Raw genomic sequence first — 15,338 nt, 5'->3', positions numbered from 1 at the left:
GTCCAGGGGCGCGTGTGGCCGAAAGGGGTACCCCCGGCGAACGGCCCGAAAGTGTGTGCGCCATAATTGCTTGTGAATGTGAACGCGTTCACAAGCGTGCCCCCATTCCTCCCGCGATCAGTGGGATTAAAGGGGCAGAGTGCCCGGTGTGGCCACGGCGACGTGGTGTCACCACGGCGACGTAAGGAGAAAGACGACGTGGACCTCGCTCTGGCGCCGGAGACCCTGGCGCGTTGGCAGTTCGGCATCACCACCGTCTACCACTTCCTCTTCGTTCCGCTGACGATCTCGCTCGCCGCGCTCACCGCCGGCCTGCAGACCGCCTGGGTGCGGACGGACAACGAGAAGTACCTCAGGGCGACCAAGTTCTGGGGCAAGCTGTTCCTGATCAACATCGCCATGGGCGTCGTGACGGGCATCGTCCAGGAGTTCCAGTTCGGCATGAACTGGTCGGACTACTCGCGCTTCGTCGGTGACGTCTTCGGCGCTCCGCTCGCCTTCGAGGCGCTGATCGCCTTCTTCTTCGAGTCCACCTTCATCGGACTGTGGATCTTCGGCTGGGACCGGCTGCCGAAGAAGATCCACCTCGCCTGCATGTGGATGGTCTCGCTCGGCACGATCCTCTCCGCCTACTTCATCCTGGCGGCCAACTCCTGGATGCAGCACCCGGTCGGCTACCGCATCAACGAGGAGCGCGGCCGCGCCGAGCTCACCGACTTCTGGAAGGTGCTCACCCAGGACACCGCGGTGACGCAGTTCTTCCACACCATCACGGCGGCCTTCCTGGTCGGCGGGGCCTTCATGGTCGGGATCGCCGCCTTCCACCTGGCGCGCAAGAAGCACATCCCGGTGATGCGGACCTCCCTGCGGCTGGGGCTGGTCACGGTCGTCATCGCCGGACTGCTCACCGCCGTCAGCGGCGACCAGCTGGCCAAGGTGATGTTCCGCCAGCAGCCGATGAAGATGGCCGCCGCCGAGGCGCTCTGGGACGGCCAGGAGCGCGCGCCCTTCTCGATCTTCGCGTACGGGGACGTCAGCGAAGGCCACAACTCCGTCGAGATCTCGCTCCCCGGGGTGCTCTCCTTCCTCGCCGACAACGACCCGAACTCCTACGTCCCGGGCATCAACGACATCAACAAGGCGCAGGAGGAGAAGTACGGCCCCGGCGACTACCGGCCCAACATCCCGGTCGCGTTCTGGAGCTTCCGCTGGATGATCGGGTTCGGGATGGCCTCCTTCGGCCTCGGCATCCTGGGGCTCTGGCTGACCCGGCGGAAGTTCCTGCTGCCACCGGCGCTGCGGACCGGCGAGGACGAAGTGCCGAACCTGGTCCTCTTCCGGAACAAGGCGCTCAGTCCGAAGTTCACCAAGCTCTACTGGCTCACCGCGCTCTGGACCCTGCTCTTCCCGCTCATCGCCAACTCCTGGGGCTGGATCTTCACCGAGATGGGCCGCCAGCCGTGGGTGGTCTACGGGGTCCTCCAGACCCGCGACGGGGTCTCCCCCGGCGTATCGCAGGGCGAGATCCTCACCTCGATGATCTTCTTCACCCTCCTCTACGCCGTGCTCGCGGTCATCGAGGTCAAGCTGCTCGTGAAGTACATCAAGGCCGGGCCGCCGGAGCTCACCGAATCCGACCTCAACCCGCCCACCCGGATCAACGGCCACGACGACGAAGACGCCGACCGGCCCATGGCCTTCTCGTACTGAGAGCACAGGAGCTGAGAGATGGAACTCCACGACATCTGGTTCGTGCTCATCGCCGTCCTCTGGATCGGCTACTTCTTCCTGGAGGGATTCGACTTCGGCATCGGGGTCCTCACCAAGCTGCTCGCCCGCGACCGCAAGGAGCGGCGGGTCCTCATCAACACGATCGGGCCCGTCTGGGACGGCAACGAGGTCTGGCTGCTCAGCGCGGGCGGCGCGACCTTCGCGGCCTTCCCCGAGTGGTACGCCACCCTGTTCTCCGGCTTCTACCTGCCGCTGCTGATCATCCTGCTCTGCCTGATCGTGCGCGGGGTCGCCTTCGAGTACCGCGCCAAGCGGACCGGGGAGCGGTGGCAGACCAACTGGGAGAACGCGATCTTCTGGACCTCGCTGATCCCCGCCATCCTCTGGGGCGTGGCGTTCGGGAACATCGTGCGCGGCGTGAAGATCGACGCCGACATGGAGTACGTCGGCACCTTCTTCGACCTGCTGAACCCGTACGCGATCCTCGGCGGGCTCGTCACGCTCTTCCTCTTCACCTTCCACGGTGCGGTGTTCGCCGCGCTCAAGACGGCCGGGGACATCCGGGTCCGGGCCCGTTCGCTGGCCCTGAAGCTGGGGCTGGCCACGGCGGTGCTCGCGCTGGGCTTCCTGCTCTGGACCCAGGCCGCGAGCGGTGACCGCTGGAGCCTGGTGGCGCTGATCGTGGCGGTGGTGGCGCTGGTGGCGGCGATCGGCGCCATCGCCAGGGGGCGCGAGGGCTGGTCGTTCGCGTTCTCGGGGCTGACGATCGTGGCGGCGGTGGGGATGCTGTTCCTGACGCTCTTCCCGAACGTCATGCCGTCCTCGCTGAACGACGCGTGGAGCCTGACGGTCACCAACGCCTCGTCCACGCCGTACACACTGAAGATCATGACCTGGTGCGCCGGCATCGCCACACCGATGGTGCTGCTGTACCAGAGCTGGACGTACTGGGTGTTCCGCAAGCGGATCGGCACCCAGCACATCGCCGACGCGCACTGATCCGCACCGGCCCCGACGGGCCGTGTTTCACGTGAAACACGGCCCGGCTCGCCTGGTTGACCCTGCTGATCCCGACGATCCCGCTGCTGGGGGATGTTTCACGTGAAACCGATCGATCCGCGTCTGCTGCGGTACGCCCGGGCCACCCGTTTCTTCCTGGCGGCCGTGGTGGCCCTCGGCCTGGTCGGCGCCGCGCTGGTGATCGCCCAGGCGATGCTCATCGCGGAGATCGTGGTGGGCGGGTTCGAGGACGGGCTCACGGTCACCGAGCTCCGCACTCCGCTGCTCCTGCTCGCGGCGGTCGCCGTCGGCCGCGCCCTGGTCGCCTGGCTCACCGAGCTGGCGGCCCACCGGGCGAGCGCGGCGGTCAAGTCCGAGCTGCGCGGCCGGCTCCTGGAGCGGGCCGCGCTCCTGGGCCCCGGCTGGCTGAGCGGGCAGCGCACCGGCTCCCTGGTGGCGCTGGCGACCCGCGGGGTCGACGCGCTCGACGACTACTTCGCGCGCTATCTGCCGCAGCTCGGGCTCGCGGTCGTCGTGCCGGTGGCGGTGCTGGCCCGGATCGTCACCGAGGACTGGGTCTCGGCGGCGATCATCGTGGTCACGCTGCCCCTCATCCCCCTCTTCATGATCCTGATCGGCTGGGCCACCCAGTCCCGGATGGACCGGCAGTGGCAGCTGCTCTCCCGGCTCTCCGGTCACTTCCTGGACGTCGTCGCCGGGCTGCCGACGCTCAAGGTCTTCGGCCGCGCCAAGGCCCAGGCCGAATCGATCCGCACCATCACCACGCAGTACCGCCGGGCCACCCTGCGCACCCTGCGGATCGCCTTCCTCTCCTCGTTCGCCCTGGAGCTGCTCGCGACCCTGTCGGTCGCCCTGGTCGCCGTGACCATCGGCATGCGGCTCGTCCACGGGGAACTCGACCTCTACACCGGCCTGGTGGTCCTGATCCTGGCCCCGGAGGCATATCTGCCGATCCGGCAGGTCGGAGCGCAGTACCACGCGGCGGCGGAGGGACTGTCGGCCGCCGAGGAGATCTTCGCGGTCCTGGAGACCGAGCCCCGGGCAGCGGGCACCGAGGATGTCCCGGACTCGACGCGCCTGGAGCTGGAGGGTGTGACCGTACGCCACGAGGGGCGCACCGACCCGTCGCTGGCCGCCGCGTCCCTCACCGTCGAACCGGGGGAGACCGTCGCCCTGGTCGGCCCGAGCGGCGTCGGCAAGTCCACCTTGCTCAACGTGGTCCTGAGGTTCGCCGTACCCGACGAAGGGCGCGTCCGGGTCGGCGGCCGGGACCTCGCGGAGCTGGACCCGGAGCGCTGGCGGAGCCGGATCGCCTGGGTCCCGCAGCGCCCGCACCTCTTCGCGGGCACGATCGCGGAGAACGTCCGCCTCGCCCGGCCCGACGCCGACGACGAGGCGGTGGTGGCGGCGCTGCGGGACGCGGGGGCGTACGACTTCGTCGCGGAGCTGCCCGACGGGGAGCGGACCCTGCTGGGCGAGGACGGGGCCGGGCTCTCCGCCGGTCAGCGCCAGCGCCTCGCCCTGGCCCGCGCGTTCCTGGCCGACCGGCCGCTGCTGCTCCTGGACGAGCCGACCGCGAGCCTGGACGGCGAGACGGAGGCGGGGATCGTCGAGGCCGTACGGAGGCTGGCGGCGGGCCGGACCGTGCTGCTGGTCGTCCACCGCCCGGCGCTGCTGGCGGTGGCGGACCGGGTGGTGACGCTGGAGCCGCGGCCGGCGGAGGCCCAGGGGCCGGCCACGATCGCCGCGCCCGGACTGCCCGTTCCGCAGCCCCTTGCCGGTGGTGAGCCGCTGGACGGGCGGCGCCCCGGGGATGTGCTGGCGGCGGCGGACCTGCTGGAGGCCGGGGACATACGGGAAGGGGGCGTACGGGAGGCCGCGGCCGACGTCCTGCGGGAGACCGACGCCCGCCCCGGACGGGTCCTCGCGCGGGTCCGGGAGGCGGCGGGTGCGCAGCGCGGACAGCTCGCCCTGGCGCTGCTGCTGGGCAGCCTCGCCGTGGGGTCGGCCGTGGGGCTCATGGCCGTCTCCGGCTGGCTGATCTCCCGCGCCTCCGAACAGCCGCCGGTGCTCTACCTGATGATGGCCGTCACCGCGACGCGCGCCTTCGGCATCGGCCGGGCGGTCTTCCGGTACGCGGAGCGCCTCGTCTCCCACGACGCCGTGCTCAAGCTGCTCGCCGAACTCCGGGTGGCGGTCTACCGGGGCCTCGAACGTGTCGCGCCCGCCGGGCTGCGCACGGTGCGCCGGGGCGACCTGCTCTCCCGGCTCGTCGCCGATGTGGACGCGCTCCAGGACTACTGGCTGCGCTGGCTGCTGCCCGCCGGGACCGCGCTCACGGTCTCCGTGGCCGCCGCCGGGTTCACCGGCTGGCTGCTGCCCGAGGCGGGCGTGATCCTGGCGGTCGGGCTGCTGGTCGCCGGGGTCGGGGTACCGCTGGTCAGCGGTGGAGTCGCCCACCGTACGGAGCGTCAGCTGGCGCCCGCCCGGGCCGCCCTGGCCACCCGGGTCACCGATCTCCTCGGCGGCACGGCCGAGCTGACCGTCGCCGGGGCGCTCCCGGCCCGGCAGGCCCACATGCGGGCCGCCGACACCCTGCTGACCCGGATCGCCTCCCGCGCGGCCACCGCGACGGCCCTGGGCGGCGGGCTCTCCGCCCTGGTCTGCGGGCTGACGGTGGTGGCCGCCGCGTCCGTCGCCGTCCCCGCCGTGAACGACGGGCGCCTGAGCGGCGTCGCGCTCGCGGTGGTGGTGCTCACCCCGCTCGCCGCCTTCGAGGCCGTCACCGGGATGCCGCTCGCGGTGCAGTACCGCCAGCGGGTCCTGCGGAGCGCCGAGCGGGTGTACGAGGTGCTCGACGCCCCCGTCCCCGTACAGGAGCCCGTGGCCCCGGCCGATGCGCCCGCCTCGCCGTTCCCGCTGGAGGTGCGGGGTCTGTCGGCCCGCTACCCGGGGGCCGGCCGCGACGCCCTCGCATCGCTCGACCTCACCTTGGTGCCCGGCCGCCGGATCGCGGTCGTCGGCCCCTCCGGCTCCGGCAAGACGACGCTCGCGCAGGTCCTCCTCCGCTTCCTGGACGCGTCCTCGGGGACGTACAGCCTCGGCGGTGTACGGGCGGACGCCCTGGACGGCGACACCGTACGGCGCTCCGTCGGCCTGTGCGCCCAGGACGCCCACGTTTTCGACAGCTCCATCCGGGAGAACCTGCGCCTCGCCCGCACCGGGGCGACCGACGCCGAGCTGGACGACGCGCTCGCCCGGGCCCGGCTGCTGGAGTGGGTCCGCTCCCTGCCGGAGGGGCTCGACACCCCGGTGGGCGAGCACGGCGCCCGGCTCTCCGGGGGCCAGCGCCAGCGCCTCGCCCTGGCCCGGGCGCTGCTGGCCGACTTCCCGGTCCTGGTCCTGGACGAGCCGGCCGAGCACCTCGACCTGGCGACCGCCGACGCGCTCACCGCCGACCTGCTGGCGGCGACCGAAGGGCGGACGACCGTCCTGATCACCCACCGCCTGGCCGGGGTCGAGGCGGTGGACGAGGTGCTGGTGCTGGACGCGGGCCGGGTGGCGCAGCGCGGCCCGTACGCGGAGCTCGCCGCCGAGGAGGGTCCGTTGCGCCGGATGCTGGAGCGGGAGGCGGAGACGGTGGCGGTGTGAGCCCCGTGGGGGCCTGGGGAGAGAAACCCGACTTTCCTCCCCTATCGCCACTAACTAGGCTCAGGTCATGGCAGAGCCGGACCCGCAGGACTCACTCGATGCCGCCACCGAGGCCGCCCGCAGCCTGCAGGGCCTCTCCGCCGAGCTCACCGCCCGGGTCCCGCAGCTCCTGGAGGCGATGCGTTCGGTCGGCACGGGGCTGGAGCTGCACTCCACCCTGGACCGCATCTGTGCGACCGCGGCCGAGCTCGCCCATGCCCGGTACGCCGCCATCGGCGTCGTCGACGAGGCGGGCGAGGGGCTCTCCGACTTCGTCACCCACGGGGTCCCGGACGATGTGGCCCGGGCGATCGGGCGCAGACCCGACGGCCACCGGGGCCTGCTGGGGGCGCTGATCCACGACCCCGACCCCGTACGGCTGGCGGATCTGAGCAGCGATCCCCGGTCCGCAGGATTCCCGGCGGGCCACCCCCGGATGCGGAGCTTCCTCGGCGTGCCCATCCGGGTCCAGGGGGAGGTCTTCGGCAACCTCTACCTGACCGAGAAGCGGGACGGCGGCGAGTTCAGTGACTACGACCTGCACATGGTGCGGGTGCTCGCCACCGAGGCCGGGATCGCCATCGGCAACGCCCGGCTGTACGAGGCGGCCCGCCAGCGGGAGCGCTGGATCGACGGCTCAGTGGCGGTGACCACCGCCCTCCTCTCGGGCGGCGATGCCGACGACGCGCTCTCCGTCGTCGCCGAGCAGGCCCGCCACCTCGCCGATTCGGCGGCCGGGATCGTGCTGCTGCCCACGGAGGACGGCGGTCTGGAGATCGTCGCCGTCTCCGCCGACGACCCCTCGGACTCGCTCGGGGTGATCATCCCGGCCCGCTCCACGGTGGTGGCGAAGCTGCTGGCGGGCGAGGCGGTCTTCATCGACGACTCGGCCACCGACAGCCGGATGGTCACCAGGCTGGCCGGCCGGTTCGGGCCCAGCATGCTGCTGCCGCTGCAGAGCGGCGGCCGGGTGCTCGGCGCCCTGGCCACTCCCCGGGCGCGGGGGGCGCGCCCGTTCAGCCGGGCCGAGCGGACGCTGGCCACCCAGTTCGCCTCGCAGGCAGCCCTCGCACTGATGATGGCCGAGGCGCAGCGCGACCGGGAGCGGCTCGCGGTCTACGAGGACCGGGACCGGATCGCCCGCGACCTCCACGACCTCGTCATCCAGCGGCTGTTCGCCACCGGGATGATGCTGGAGAGCGCCCAGCGCAGGTCGGTGGTCCCCGAGGTGCGGACCGGGGTGGGCCGGGCGGTCGACGAGCTGGACGTGACCATCCAGGAGATCCGTACGGCCATCTTCGCGCTCCAGCAGGAACCGGCCGAGGCCCCTTCGGGGCTCCGCACCCGCGTCCTGCGGGAGATCAACATGGCGGCGGTCCCGCTCGGCTTCAAGCCCTCGCACCGCTTCCTGGGCGCTGTGGACGCGCTCGTCGGCGAGCTGACCGGCAAGAACCTCGTCGCCGCGCTCCGCGAGGCCCTGTCCAACGCGTTCCGGCACGCCGGAGCCTCGGTGATCGACGTGGTCGTCGACGCCACGGCGGTGCTGCCGGACGGCCGGGCCGCGGTGCGGCTGACGGTGTCCGACGACGGGGTGGGCATCCCGGAGGGTGGCCGCCGCAGCGGTCTGCGCAATCTGGCGCGCCGGGCCGAGTCGCTGGGCGGGGCGAGCTGGTTCGGCCCGGGCATCGGGGAGGACGGGGGCGGTACGACGGTGGTGTGGGAGGCGCCGCTGTGAGCTTCAGGGGAGCCGCTGTGAGCCGGGCGACGCGCGTGGTCAGCGGGTGGCGAGGATCCGCTCGATGACCACGGCCACGCCGTCCTCCTCGTTGGTGAGGGTCTGCCCTGAAGCGGCGGCAAGCGCGGCGGGGTGGGCGTTGCCCATCGCGTACGAGGTACCGGCCCAGCCGAGCATCTCGACGTCGTTCGGCATGTCGCCGAAGGCGACCACCTCGGCGGCGGAGATGCCGCGCTCGTCGCAACAGGCGGCGAGCGTACTGGCCTTGGAGACCCCGAGCCCGCTGACCTCCAGGAGCGCGGAGGGGCTGGACCGGGTGATGGAGGCCCGCTCCCCGGCCGCCGTACGGGCCAGGGCGAGGAAGGCGTCCGGGGGCATCTCGGTGTGGTGGGCGAGGAGTTTGAGGACGGGGGCGCCGTCGCCCGGTACGTCCTCGTGCAGCAGCTTCTCCGCGATGGCGACCGTGGCGCCCGGGTCCAGGTGGAAGGGCGGGTAGGACGGCTCGTAGTTGATGCCGGTGGTCAGCTCGACGGCGAAGGAGGTGCCGGGGGCGGCGTCGCGCAGGGTGTGCACGACGTGCAGGGCGGCCTCGCGCTCCAGCGCCCGTACGGTGATCAGCTCGCGGTCCGCCCGCAGATCGGTGACCACGGCGCCGTTCGCGCAGATCGCCAGCCCGTGGCCCTGCACATGGTCGCTGACGACGCCCATCCAGCGGGCCGGCCTGCCGGTGACGAAGAAGACCTCGATCCCGGCCTCCTCGGCCGCGCCGAGCGCCGCGACGGTGCGCGCGGAGAGCGTCTTGTCGTCACGCAGCAGGGTGCCGTCGAGGTCGGTCGCGATCAGCCGGGTCACGGCAGGCAGAGGCGCATCGGTAGCTGAGGTCACCCCGCCATTCTCGCCCACCGGGGTGCACGTGCGTGCGGAGGGGCGCACATTTGAGTGGGCGCGCCCCTGAGCTGCGGAACATTCCCCAGGCATATGCCAAAGGATTTTCGGAGGACTCGACGAGTCCACCGGCGCCCTCGGGGAAGGCGGGCGGGATGGGAGAGATCCGGGTCGGAACCTGTTCGTGGACGGACAAGGCGCTGGTGGCCGGCGGCTGGTATCCGCCGGGCCGACGCGATGCCGAAGGCAGACTGCGCCACTACGCGGAGCAGTTCCCCGTGGCAGAGGTGGACTCCACCTATTACGGACTGCCTTCCACCCGCAACAGTCTGCTGTGGGCGGACCGCACGCCTGCGGTCTTCCGGTTCGACGTGAAGGCGTTCTCCCTGCTCACCGGACATCCGACCCGGCCCCAGGCGCTCCCCGCCGACCTGCGGCCGGCCCTCGTACGGGGGGCGGGTCGGGATGCTGTGGATCCCGGGCTCCTCGACGAGGTCTGGGACCGGTACAGCGCGGCCCTCGAACCGCTGCGGGCCTCCGGCCGGCTGGGGACGCTGGTGTTCCAGTTCCCGCCCGGGCTCCGGCCGGGCCGGCCGGCGGTGGAGTTCCTGCGCCGGTGCCGCGAGCGCGCGGCGGGCTGGCCGGTGGCCATGGAGTTCCGGCATCCGGACTGGTGGCGCGAGGAGCACCTCGACGCGACGACCGCGCTGCTGACGGAGCTGGACGCGACCGCCGTGGCCGTGGACATGGTGCAGACGCTGCCCACCTCCGTACCACCGCTCGTGCGGGTCACCACCCCGGCGCTCGCGCTGGTGCGGTTCCACGGCCGCAGCACCGCCTGGGGAACCGGCACCAAGGAGGAGCGGTTCCGGCACACCTACACGCCGGAGGAACTCACCGAGTGGGTACCGCGCATCCGCGCGGCGGCCGAGCAGGCGCGGGAGGTCCACGTGCTGTTCAACAACTGCTGCGGTGACGCCGCAGTCCGGGCGGCGGAGGCGATGCGCCACCTCCTCGGCTTCTCGTAGGGTCGTCCTCATGCGACTGAGCACTGTGATCCTGCCGATCGACCGCTGGCACGAAGGGGGCCGCGACGCGTGGGTGCACGCCGAGGAGCTGGGTTTCCACACCGCCTACACCTACGACCACCTCTCATGGCGGTCCTTCCGGGACCGGACGTGGTTCGGTGCGCTCCCCACGCTCACCGCCGCCGCGACCGCCACCCGGCGGATGCGCCTCGGCACGCTGGTCACCTCGCCGAACTTCCGCCACCCCGTGACGCTGGCCAAGGAGCTGATCTCCCTGGACGACATCTCCGGTGGCCGGATCACCCTCGGAGTCGGTGCCGGGGGCAGCGGGTTCGACGCCACCGCGCTGGGGCAGGAGGCGTGGACCCCGAGGGAGCGGGCCGACCGGTTCGGCGAGTTCGTTCCGCTCCTGGACCGCCTGCTCACCGAGGACGCGGTGACCCAGCAGGGGACGTACTACTCCGCCCTGGAGGCCCGCAACATCCCGGGCTGCGTCCAGCGCCCCCGGCTGCCCTTCGCGGTCGCCGCTACCGGGCCGCGCGGTCTGAAGCTGGCCGCCAGGTACGGGCAGGCGTGGGTCACCACCGGCGACCCGAAGCTGTACGAGACCGGCACTCCCGAGCAGTCGGTGGAGGCCCTCCGGGAGCAGAGCAAGAAGCTCGCCGCCGCCTGTGAGGAGGTCGGCCGGGACGCCTCGGAGCTGGACCGGATCCTGCTCACCGGGTTCACGCCCGACCGCAACGCCCCGATGCAGTCGGTGGACGCCTTCGTCGACTTCGCGGGCCGCCACGGCGAGCTCGGCTTCACCGAGATCGCCGTCCACGCCCCGATCCCGGACTCCGACTTCGACATCGATCCGGCGGTCTACGAGCGCATCGCGACGGAGGCGCCCGCCCAGCTGGCCTGACGGCCGGGAGGCCTCACTCCCTGAGCAGCAGGAACTCCGGCGGCACGGCGTCGGCGAGCCAGACCCCGTTGGCGCTGACCCGGAACACATGGCCGGCGCGGTGCATGGCGCCCGCGTCCACGGTGAGGAGCAGGGGGCGGCCGCGCCGGGCGCCGACCCGGGTGGCCGTCTCGCGGTCGGGGGAGAGGTGGACGTGGTGGCGGGCCATGGGGCGCAGGCCCTCGGCCCGGATCGCGTCCAGCACCCGGGCCACCGTGCCGTGGTAGAGGTACGCCGGCGGCTCCGCGGGCGGCAGGTCCAGGTCCACGGTGACGGTGTGGCCCTGGTTGGCCCGGATGCGGCCGCCGTCCACCGTGAAGCGGCGCTTGTCGTTGGCGGCGACCACATGGTCGAGCTCGGCGCGGGTGATGGCGAAACCGTGCCGGGCCGCCGCGCCCAGCAGCGTCTCCACGTCCACCCAGCCGTTGTCGTCGAGGGTGATGCCGATGCGCTCCGGCTCATGGCGCAGATGCTTCGAGAGGTACTTGGACACCTTGACGGTGCGGCGTTCGTCCATCCTGCCAGAGTGCCCGTGGGCCGTTCATCGCTGCATCCGGATTTCTTACAGGATTCTTTTCGTCTTTCTCCGCACCCATGTTTGATCCACAGCCAACTCTAGTTATCCACAGGCTATTTGACGGTTCTGTGGACAACGGGCTTACCGTTTAACCCTTTTCGTCAACTTTATTGGCTATTGAGTGAGATGAGGCAAGAATGTCCAATGTGCGCGCCTGCACCTCCCGTTCGGCAGCCGCGGCGACGAAGGCCGCCACCTGGTCGGCGCCAACAAGATCCTGCACGGCCTGCGTTGTCCTCGCCGGCAGCAGCACCGGGCGGGTCTCGCTCCCCTCGATGGCGCTCTCCGGCGAGCCGAGGTGGTGATGAAGGTGCCGGGTGGCGAACATCCGCATCGCGCGCGCCAGTTCGGCGTCCACCGTCTGCTGCGCGAGCGGCCGCAGCCGGCGCACCATCGACGCCGCCTCGGCCGCGTCGGAGTCGGTGGGCGGCCGGTGTCCGAGATAGCGGGCGAAGACGTGCTCGGTGGTGAACTCGAGGAAACGGGAGGCTATGTGCTCGACCTGGCCGCGAAGTTCCTTGAGATGCCCGGAGATCGCGAGCAGGGGGACACCGGCCGCGTGCAACTCGACGGCCACCGCCAGCTCTTGCGGGCTCGGTACGAGGAACTCGTCGGGCTTGCCCGGGACGCGCTCCAGCACCCCGAGTTCCACCGCCTCGGCGATCGCCTCGTCGTCCTGCGAGCCGCCGAACCTCGCGTCCAGCTCCTCGCGGGTGATCCGGTCGGCCTCCTCGTCGGTCCAGGGCCCGTGCACCTCGGCGACCAGGCCGAGCACCCCGCCCAGCCCCCGCCCCGCGTCCCACGCCTCCAGCAACTCCTTGATGCTGGCCAGGGTGTAGCCGCGCTCCAGCAGGTCCGCGATCTGGAGGAGCCGGGCCAGATGCGCCTCCCCGTACACATTGGCCCGCCCGCGCCGCTCGGGCGTCGGCAGCAGCCCCCGGTCCTGGTACGCCCTGATCGTGCGCACCGTCGCCCCGCTGGCGTGGGCGAGGTCCTCGATCCGGTACTCGGTGGCGCTCCGGCCCCCCGCCGCCGCGAGCTCCGGTCCGGAGCCCGCGCCCGTCTCGCGCCCGCTCACAGCGGCGGCTTCAGCCGGGCGAGCCGTCGCAGCGCACCGGGGCTGACCCGGGAGAGCAACCGGGCACCGCGCGCCTCGGGAGTCACCGGCACCACGGCCCGGTTGCGTACGACCGCGTCCAGGATCGCGTCGGCGACCTTCTCGGGCGGATAGTTGCGCCGCCCGTAGAGCCGGGTGGCCCGCTTCCGCAGCCGCTGCTCCTCCTCCGCGTCGGTCCCGGCGAAACGGGAGGTGGCGGTGATGTTGGTGTTGACGATGCCGGGGCAGATGGCGCTGACCCCGATCGACTTCTCCGCCAGCTCGGCCCGCAGGCACTCGCTGAGCATCAGCACGGCCGCCTTCGACGTGCTGTACGCGGGCAGGGCCCGGGAGGGTTGAAAGGCGGCGGCCGATGCGGTGTTGACGATGTGGCCGCCCTGGCCCCGTTCGGCCATCTGCTTGCCGAAGATCCGGCAGCCGTGGATGACGCCCCAGAGATTGACGTCGAGGACCCTCTTCCACTCCTCGCTCGTGGTCTCCAGGAAGGAGCCGGAGAGGCCGATCCCGGCGTTGTTGACCAGGACGTCGACGGTGCCGTACTCGGCGGCGACCTTGGCGGCGAGCTTCTCCACCGCCGCCTCGTCGCTGACGTCGACCGCCTCGCCCCAGGCCGCCGGAGCCCCGACCAGCCGGGCCAGCTCCGCCGTCCTGGCGGCCCCCTCCGCGTCGAGGTCGACGGCCACCACGCGGGCGCCCGCCTCGGCGAACGCGAAGGCCGTGGCCCGCCCGATCCCGGAGGCGGCGCCCGTCACCAGGACCAGCTGACCGCCGAACCGCTCCGCGTACCGCCCCTGCGCCGCCGGCTGCTGGACCGGCGTCCCCTCCTGGCCGCCCGCCTCATGGGCGGCGGCGAACTCCCCGATCCACGCGGCCAGCTGGTCGGGCCGGGTGCGCGGCACCCAGTGCTTGGCCGGCAGCGACCGGCGTACCAGAAGGGGGACCCACTGCTCCAGGTCGTCGTAGAGCCGCTCGGAGAGGAAGGAGTCGCCGGTCGGCGTGATCAGCTGGACCGGTGCGTGGGCGTAGGCGTCGGCGCGCGGCCTGCCCAGCCGGGCGCGGACGTTGTCCCGGTAGAGCCAGGCCCCGTGGGCGGCGTCGTCGGGCAGCGAGGCGGTCGGGTAGTCGCCCGCGGGCACCTTCTCCAGCCGCTGGAGGATCCCGGGCCACCGCTTGCCGAGGGGGCCGCGCCAGGCCAGCTCCGGCAGCACCGGCGTATGGAGCATGTACACGTACCAGGACTTGGCGCCCTGGCCGAGCAGTTGACCGACCCGGCGCGGGGTGGGCCGGGTCATCCGCTGCTTGATCCAGTGCCCGAAGTGGTCCAGGGACGGCCCCGACATCGAGGTGAAGGAAGCGATCCGGCCCTCGGTCCGGCCGACCGTGACGAACTCCCAGGACTGCACGGACCCCCAGTCGTGCCCCACCACATGGACCGGCCGGTCCGGGCTGACCGCGTCGATCACCGCGAGGAAGTCGTCGGTCAGCTTCTCCAGTGTGAAGCCGCCCCGCAGCGGCTTGGGCGCCGTCGACCTGCCGTGGCCCCGGACGTCGTAGAGCACGACATGCCACTCCTCGGCCAGCCGCACGGCGACCTCGGACCAGACCTCCTTGCTGTCCGGATACCCGTGGACCAGCACCACCGTCGGCCGGTCCCCGTCCCCCAGCTCGGCGACGCACAGCTCCACGCCACCCGTACGCACCCGGCGCTCACGCGCTCCCGGCAGATTCACGCCGCCACCTTCTCCTCGGCCCAGCGCCGCACATGCGGCAGATCGTCGTCCAGCCAGAAAGCGCTCTGCTCGGGGTCCTCGGAGTCGGTGACGACCAGGATCTCCTCGAACTTCGCGCCCGTACCCCGGAATCCGAGGTGGGGTTCGACCGCCCACAGACCGGGCTGCGGGGGATGGTCGGAGAAGCGGTACGGACTCCACAGCGGCGACCAGCCGTCCCGGTGGCCGTGCACCGCGTCGCTCACCAGCCCCTTGAGGGACTGCGTGCCGAACCCGAACACACTGGGGGACCAACGCCGTTCGGCGACGCGGTCCACCTTGTGCGCGATCACGCCGAAGGGGTACGCCCGGTGCCTGTTGGCGTATCCCTGGGCGGTCATGAGGCGTTCGACGTCCTCATAGATCTCGCGCAGCGAACGGCGCTCCCGCACCTCCCGCAGGATCAGCTCGCGGTGCGCCTCCAGGTCGGCAAGGAGCTTGTCGTGGAGCGGGTTGAGGCCGAGACAGCCCGAGTAACCGACGTCGGCGGTGTAGCCCTTGTAGACCGGAGCCATGTCCAGGATGAACGGCATGCCCGGCTCCAGCTTCCGGTCGGTCGGGAAGAACTGGAGCGGCACCTTGAACCCGGCGAACGCCGTCCGGTCGCCGAACCAGGCGAAGGGCAGGTGGAACCAGTCCCGCACGCCCCGCTCCCGCAGCCACACCCGCTGCATCCGGGCCGCCTCGCGCTCGGTCACCCCTGATCTGAACTGACCGGCGACAGCCTCGGCGCAGGCGTAGGCGAGGCGCTGCACTTCCCTGAACCCTCGCAGTTCCGGGGAGATTTCGTTCTGCACTGCCGAGGTCATGCCGGTCATGCCACCGTCCGTTCCCTGCCGT

Annotated in this window: 11 protein-coding genes; 6 read left to right on the top strand and 5 right to left on the bottom strand. The window is 71.9% G+C overall.

Annotated features, from left to right (window positions below; all coding sequences use genetic code 11):
- Positions 1-198 precede the first annotated feature (198 nt).
- The 4 genes from IF17_RS0106240 to IF17_RS0106225 all read left to right on the top strand — a co-directional run bounded on the left by IF17_RS0106240 (position 199) and on the right by IF17_RS0106225 (position 8,176).
- Positions 199-1,710, top strand: coding sequence for a cytochrome ubiquinol oxidase subunit I (locus IF17_RS0106240; RefSeq protein ID WP_030562993.1), 1,512 nt, complete (start codon positions 199-201; stop codon positions 1,708-1,710).
- Between the two features lie 18 nt (positions 1,711-1,728).
- On the top strand, positions 1,729-2,730 hold the full coding sequence (cydB, locus tag IF17_RS0106235) for a cytochrome d ubiquinol oxidase subunit II (RefSeq protein ID WP_030562991.1): 1,002 nt from the start codon (positions 1,729-1,731) through the stop codon (positions 2,728-2,730).
- A 102-nt stretch (positions 2,731-2,832) separates the two neighbouring features.
- On the top strand, positions 2,833-6,402 hold the full coding sequence (gene cydD / locus IF17_RS0106230) for a thiol reductant ABC exporter subunit CydD (RefSeq protein WP_030562989.1): 3,570 nt from the start codon (positions 2,833-2,835) through the stop codon (positions 6,400-6,402).
- A 67-nt stretch (positions 6,403-6,469) separates the two neighbouring features.
- Positions 6,470-8,176, top strand: a complete 1,707-nt coding sequence (locus IF17_RS0106225) for a sensor histidine kinase (protein ID WP_030562987.1) — start codon at positions 6,470-6,472, stop codon at positions 8,174-8,176.
- 39 nt (positions 8,177-8,215) lie between these two features.
- Here IF17_RS0106225 and IF17_RS0106220 read toward each other — a convergent pair whose 3' ends face one another.
- Positions 8,216-9,061 (bottom strand): Cof-type HAD-IIB family hydrolase, encoded by an 846-nt coding sequence (locus IF17_RS0106220; protein ID WP_030562985.1) that lies wholly within the window; start codon positions 9,059-9,061, stop codon positions 8,216-8,218.
- 155 nt (positions 9,062-9,216) lie between these two features.
- Here IF17_RS0106220 and IF17_RS0106215 point away from each other — a divergent pair, with 155 nt between their 5' ends.
- Both IF17_RS0106215 and IF17_RS0106210 read left to right on the top strand, forming a co-directional pair.
- A complete protein-coding gene (locus IF17_RS0106215) occupies positions 9,217-10,089 on the top strand; it encodes a DUF72 domain-containing protein (RefSeq protein WP_030562983.1) in 873 nt (290 codons plus the stop codon).
- Positions 10,090-10,099: 10 nt separating this feature from the next.
- A complete protein-coding gene (locus IF17_RS0106210; RefSeq protein ID WP_030562981.1) occupies positions 10,100-10,996 on the top strand; it encodes an LLM class flavin-dependent oxidoreductase in 897 nt (298 codons plus the stop codon).
- 13 nt (positions 10,997-11,009) lie between these two features.
- Here the strand turns inward: IF17_RS0106210 and IF17_RS0106205 are convergent, their stop codons facing one another.
- The 4 genes from IF17_RS0106205 to IF17_RS0106190 all read right to left on the bottom strand — a co-directional run bounded on the left by IF17_RS0106205 (position 11,010) and on the right by IF17_RS0106190 (position 15,316).
- A complete protein-coding gene (locus IF17_RS0106205) occupies positions 11,010-11,552 on the bottom strand; it encodes an RNA 2'-phosphotransferase (protein ID WP_030562979.1) in 543 nt (180 codons plus the stop codon).
- 148 nt (positions 11,553-11,700) lie between these two features.
- Positions 11,701-12,690, bottom strand: a complete 990-nt coding sequence (locus IF17_RS0106200; RefSeq protein ID WP_030562977.1) for a MerR family transcriptional regulator — start codon at positions 12,688-12,690, stop codon at positions 11,701-11,703.
- Positions 12,687-14,459, bottom strand: coding sequence for an SDR family oxidoreductase (locus IF17_RS0106195; RefSeq protein WP_030562975.1), 1,773 nt, complete (start codon positions 14,457-14,459; stop codon positions 12,687-12,689). The genes IF17_RS0106200 and IF17_RS0106195 overlap by 4 nt, the downstream gene beginning before the upstream one ends.
- A complete protein-coding gene (locus IF17_RS0106190; protein WP_030562973.1) occupies positions 14,456-15,316 on the bottom strand; it encodes a M24 family metallopeptidase in 861 nt (286 codons plus the stop codon). The genes IF17_RS0106195 and IF17_RS0106190 overlap by 4 nt, the downstream gene beginning before the upstream one ends.
- Between the last annotated feature and the right edge of the window lie 22 nt (positions 15,317-15,338).

Origin of the sequence: Streptomyces cyaneofuscatus, assembly GCF_000718135.1 — a bacterium.
GTDB classification, from domain to species: Bacteria; Actinomycetota; Actinomycetes; order Streptomycetales; family Streptomycetaceae; genus Streptomyces; species Streptomyces cyaneofuscatus.
This window is presented reverse-complemented; position numbering and strand designations above follow the sequence as displayed.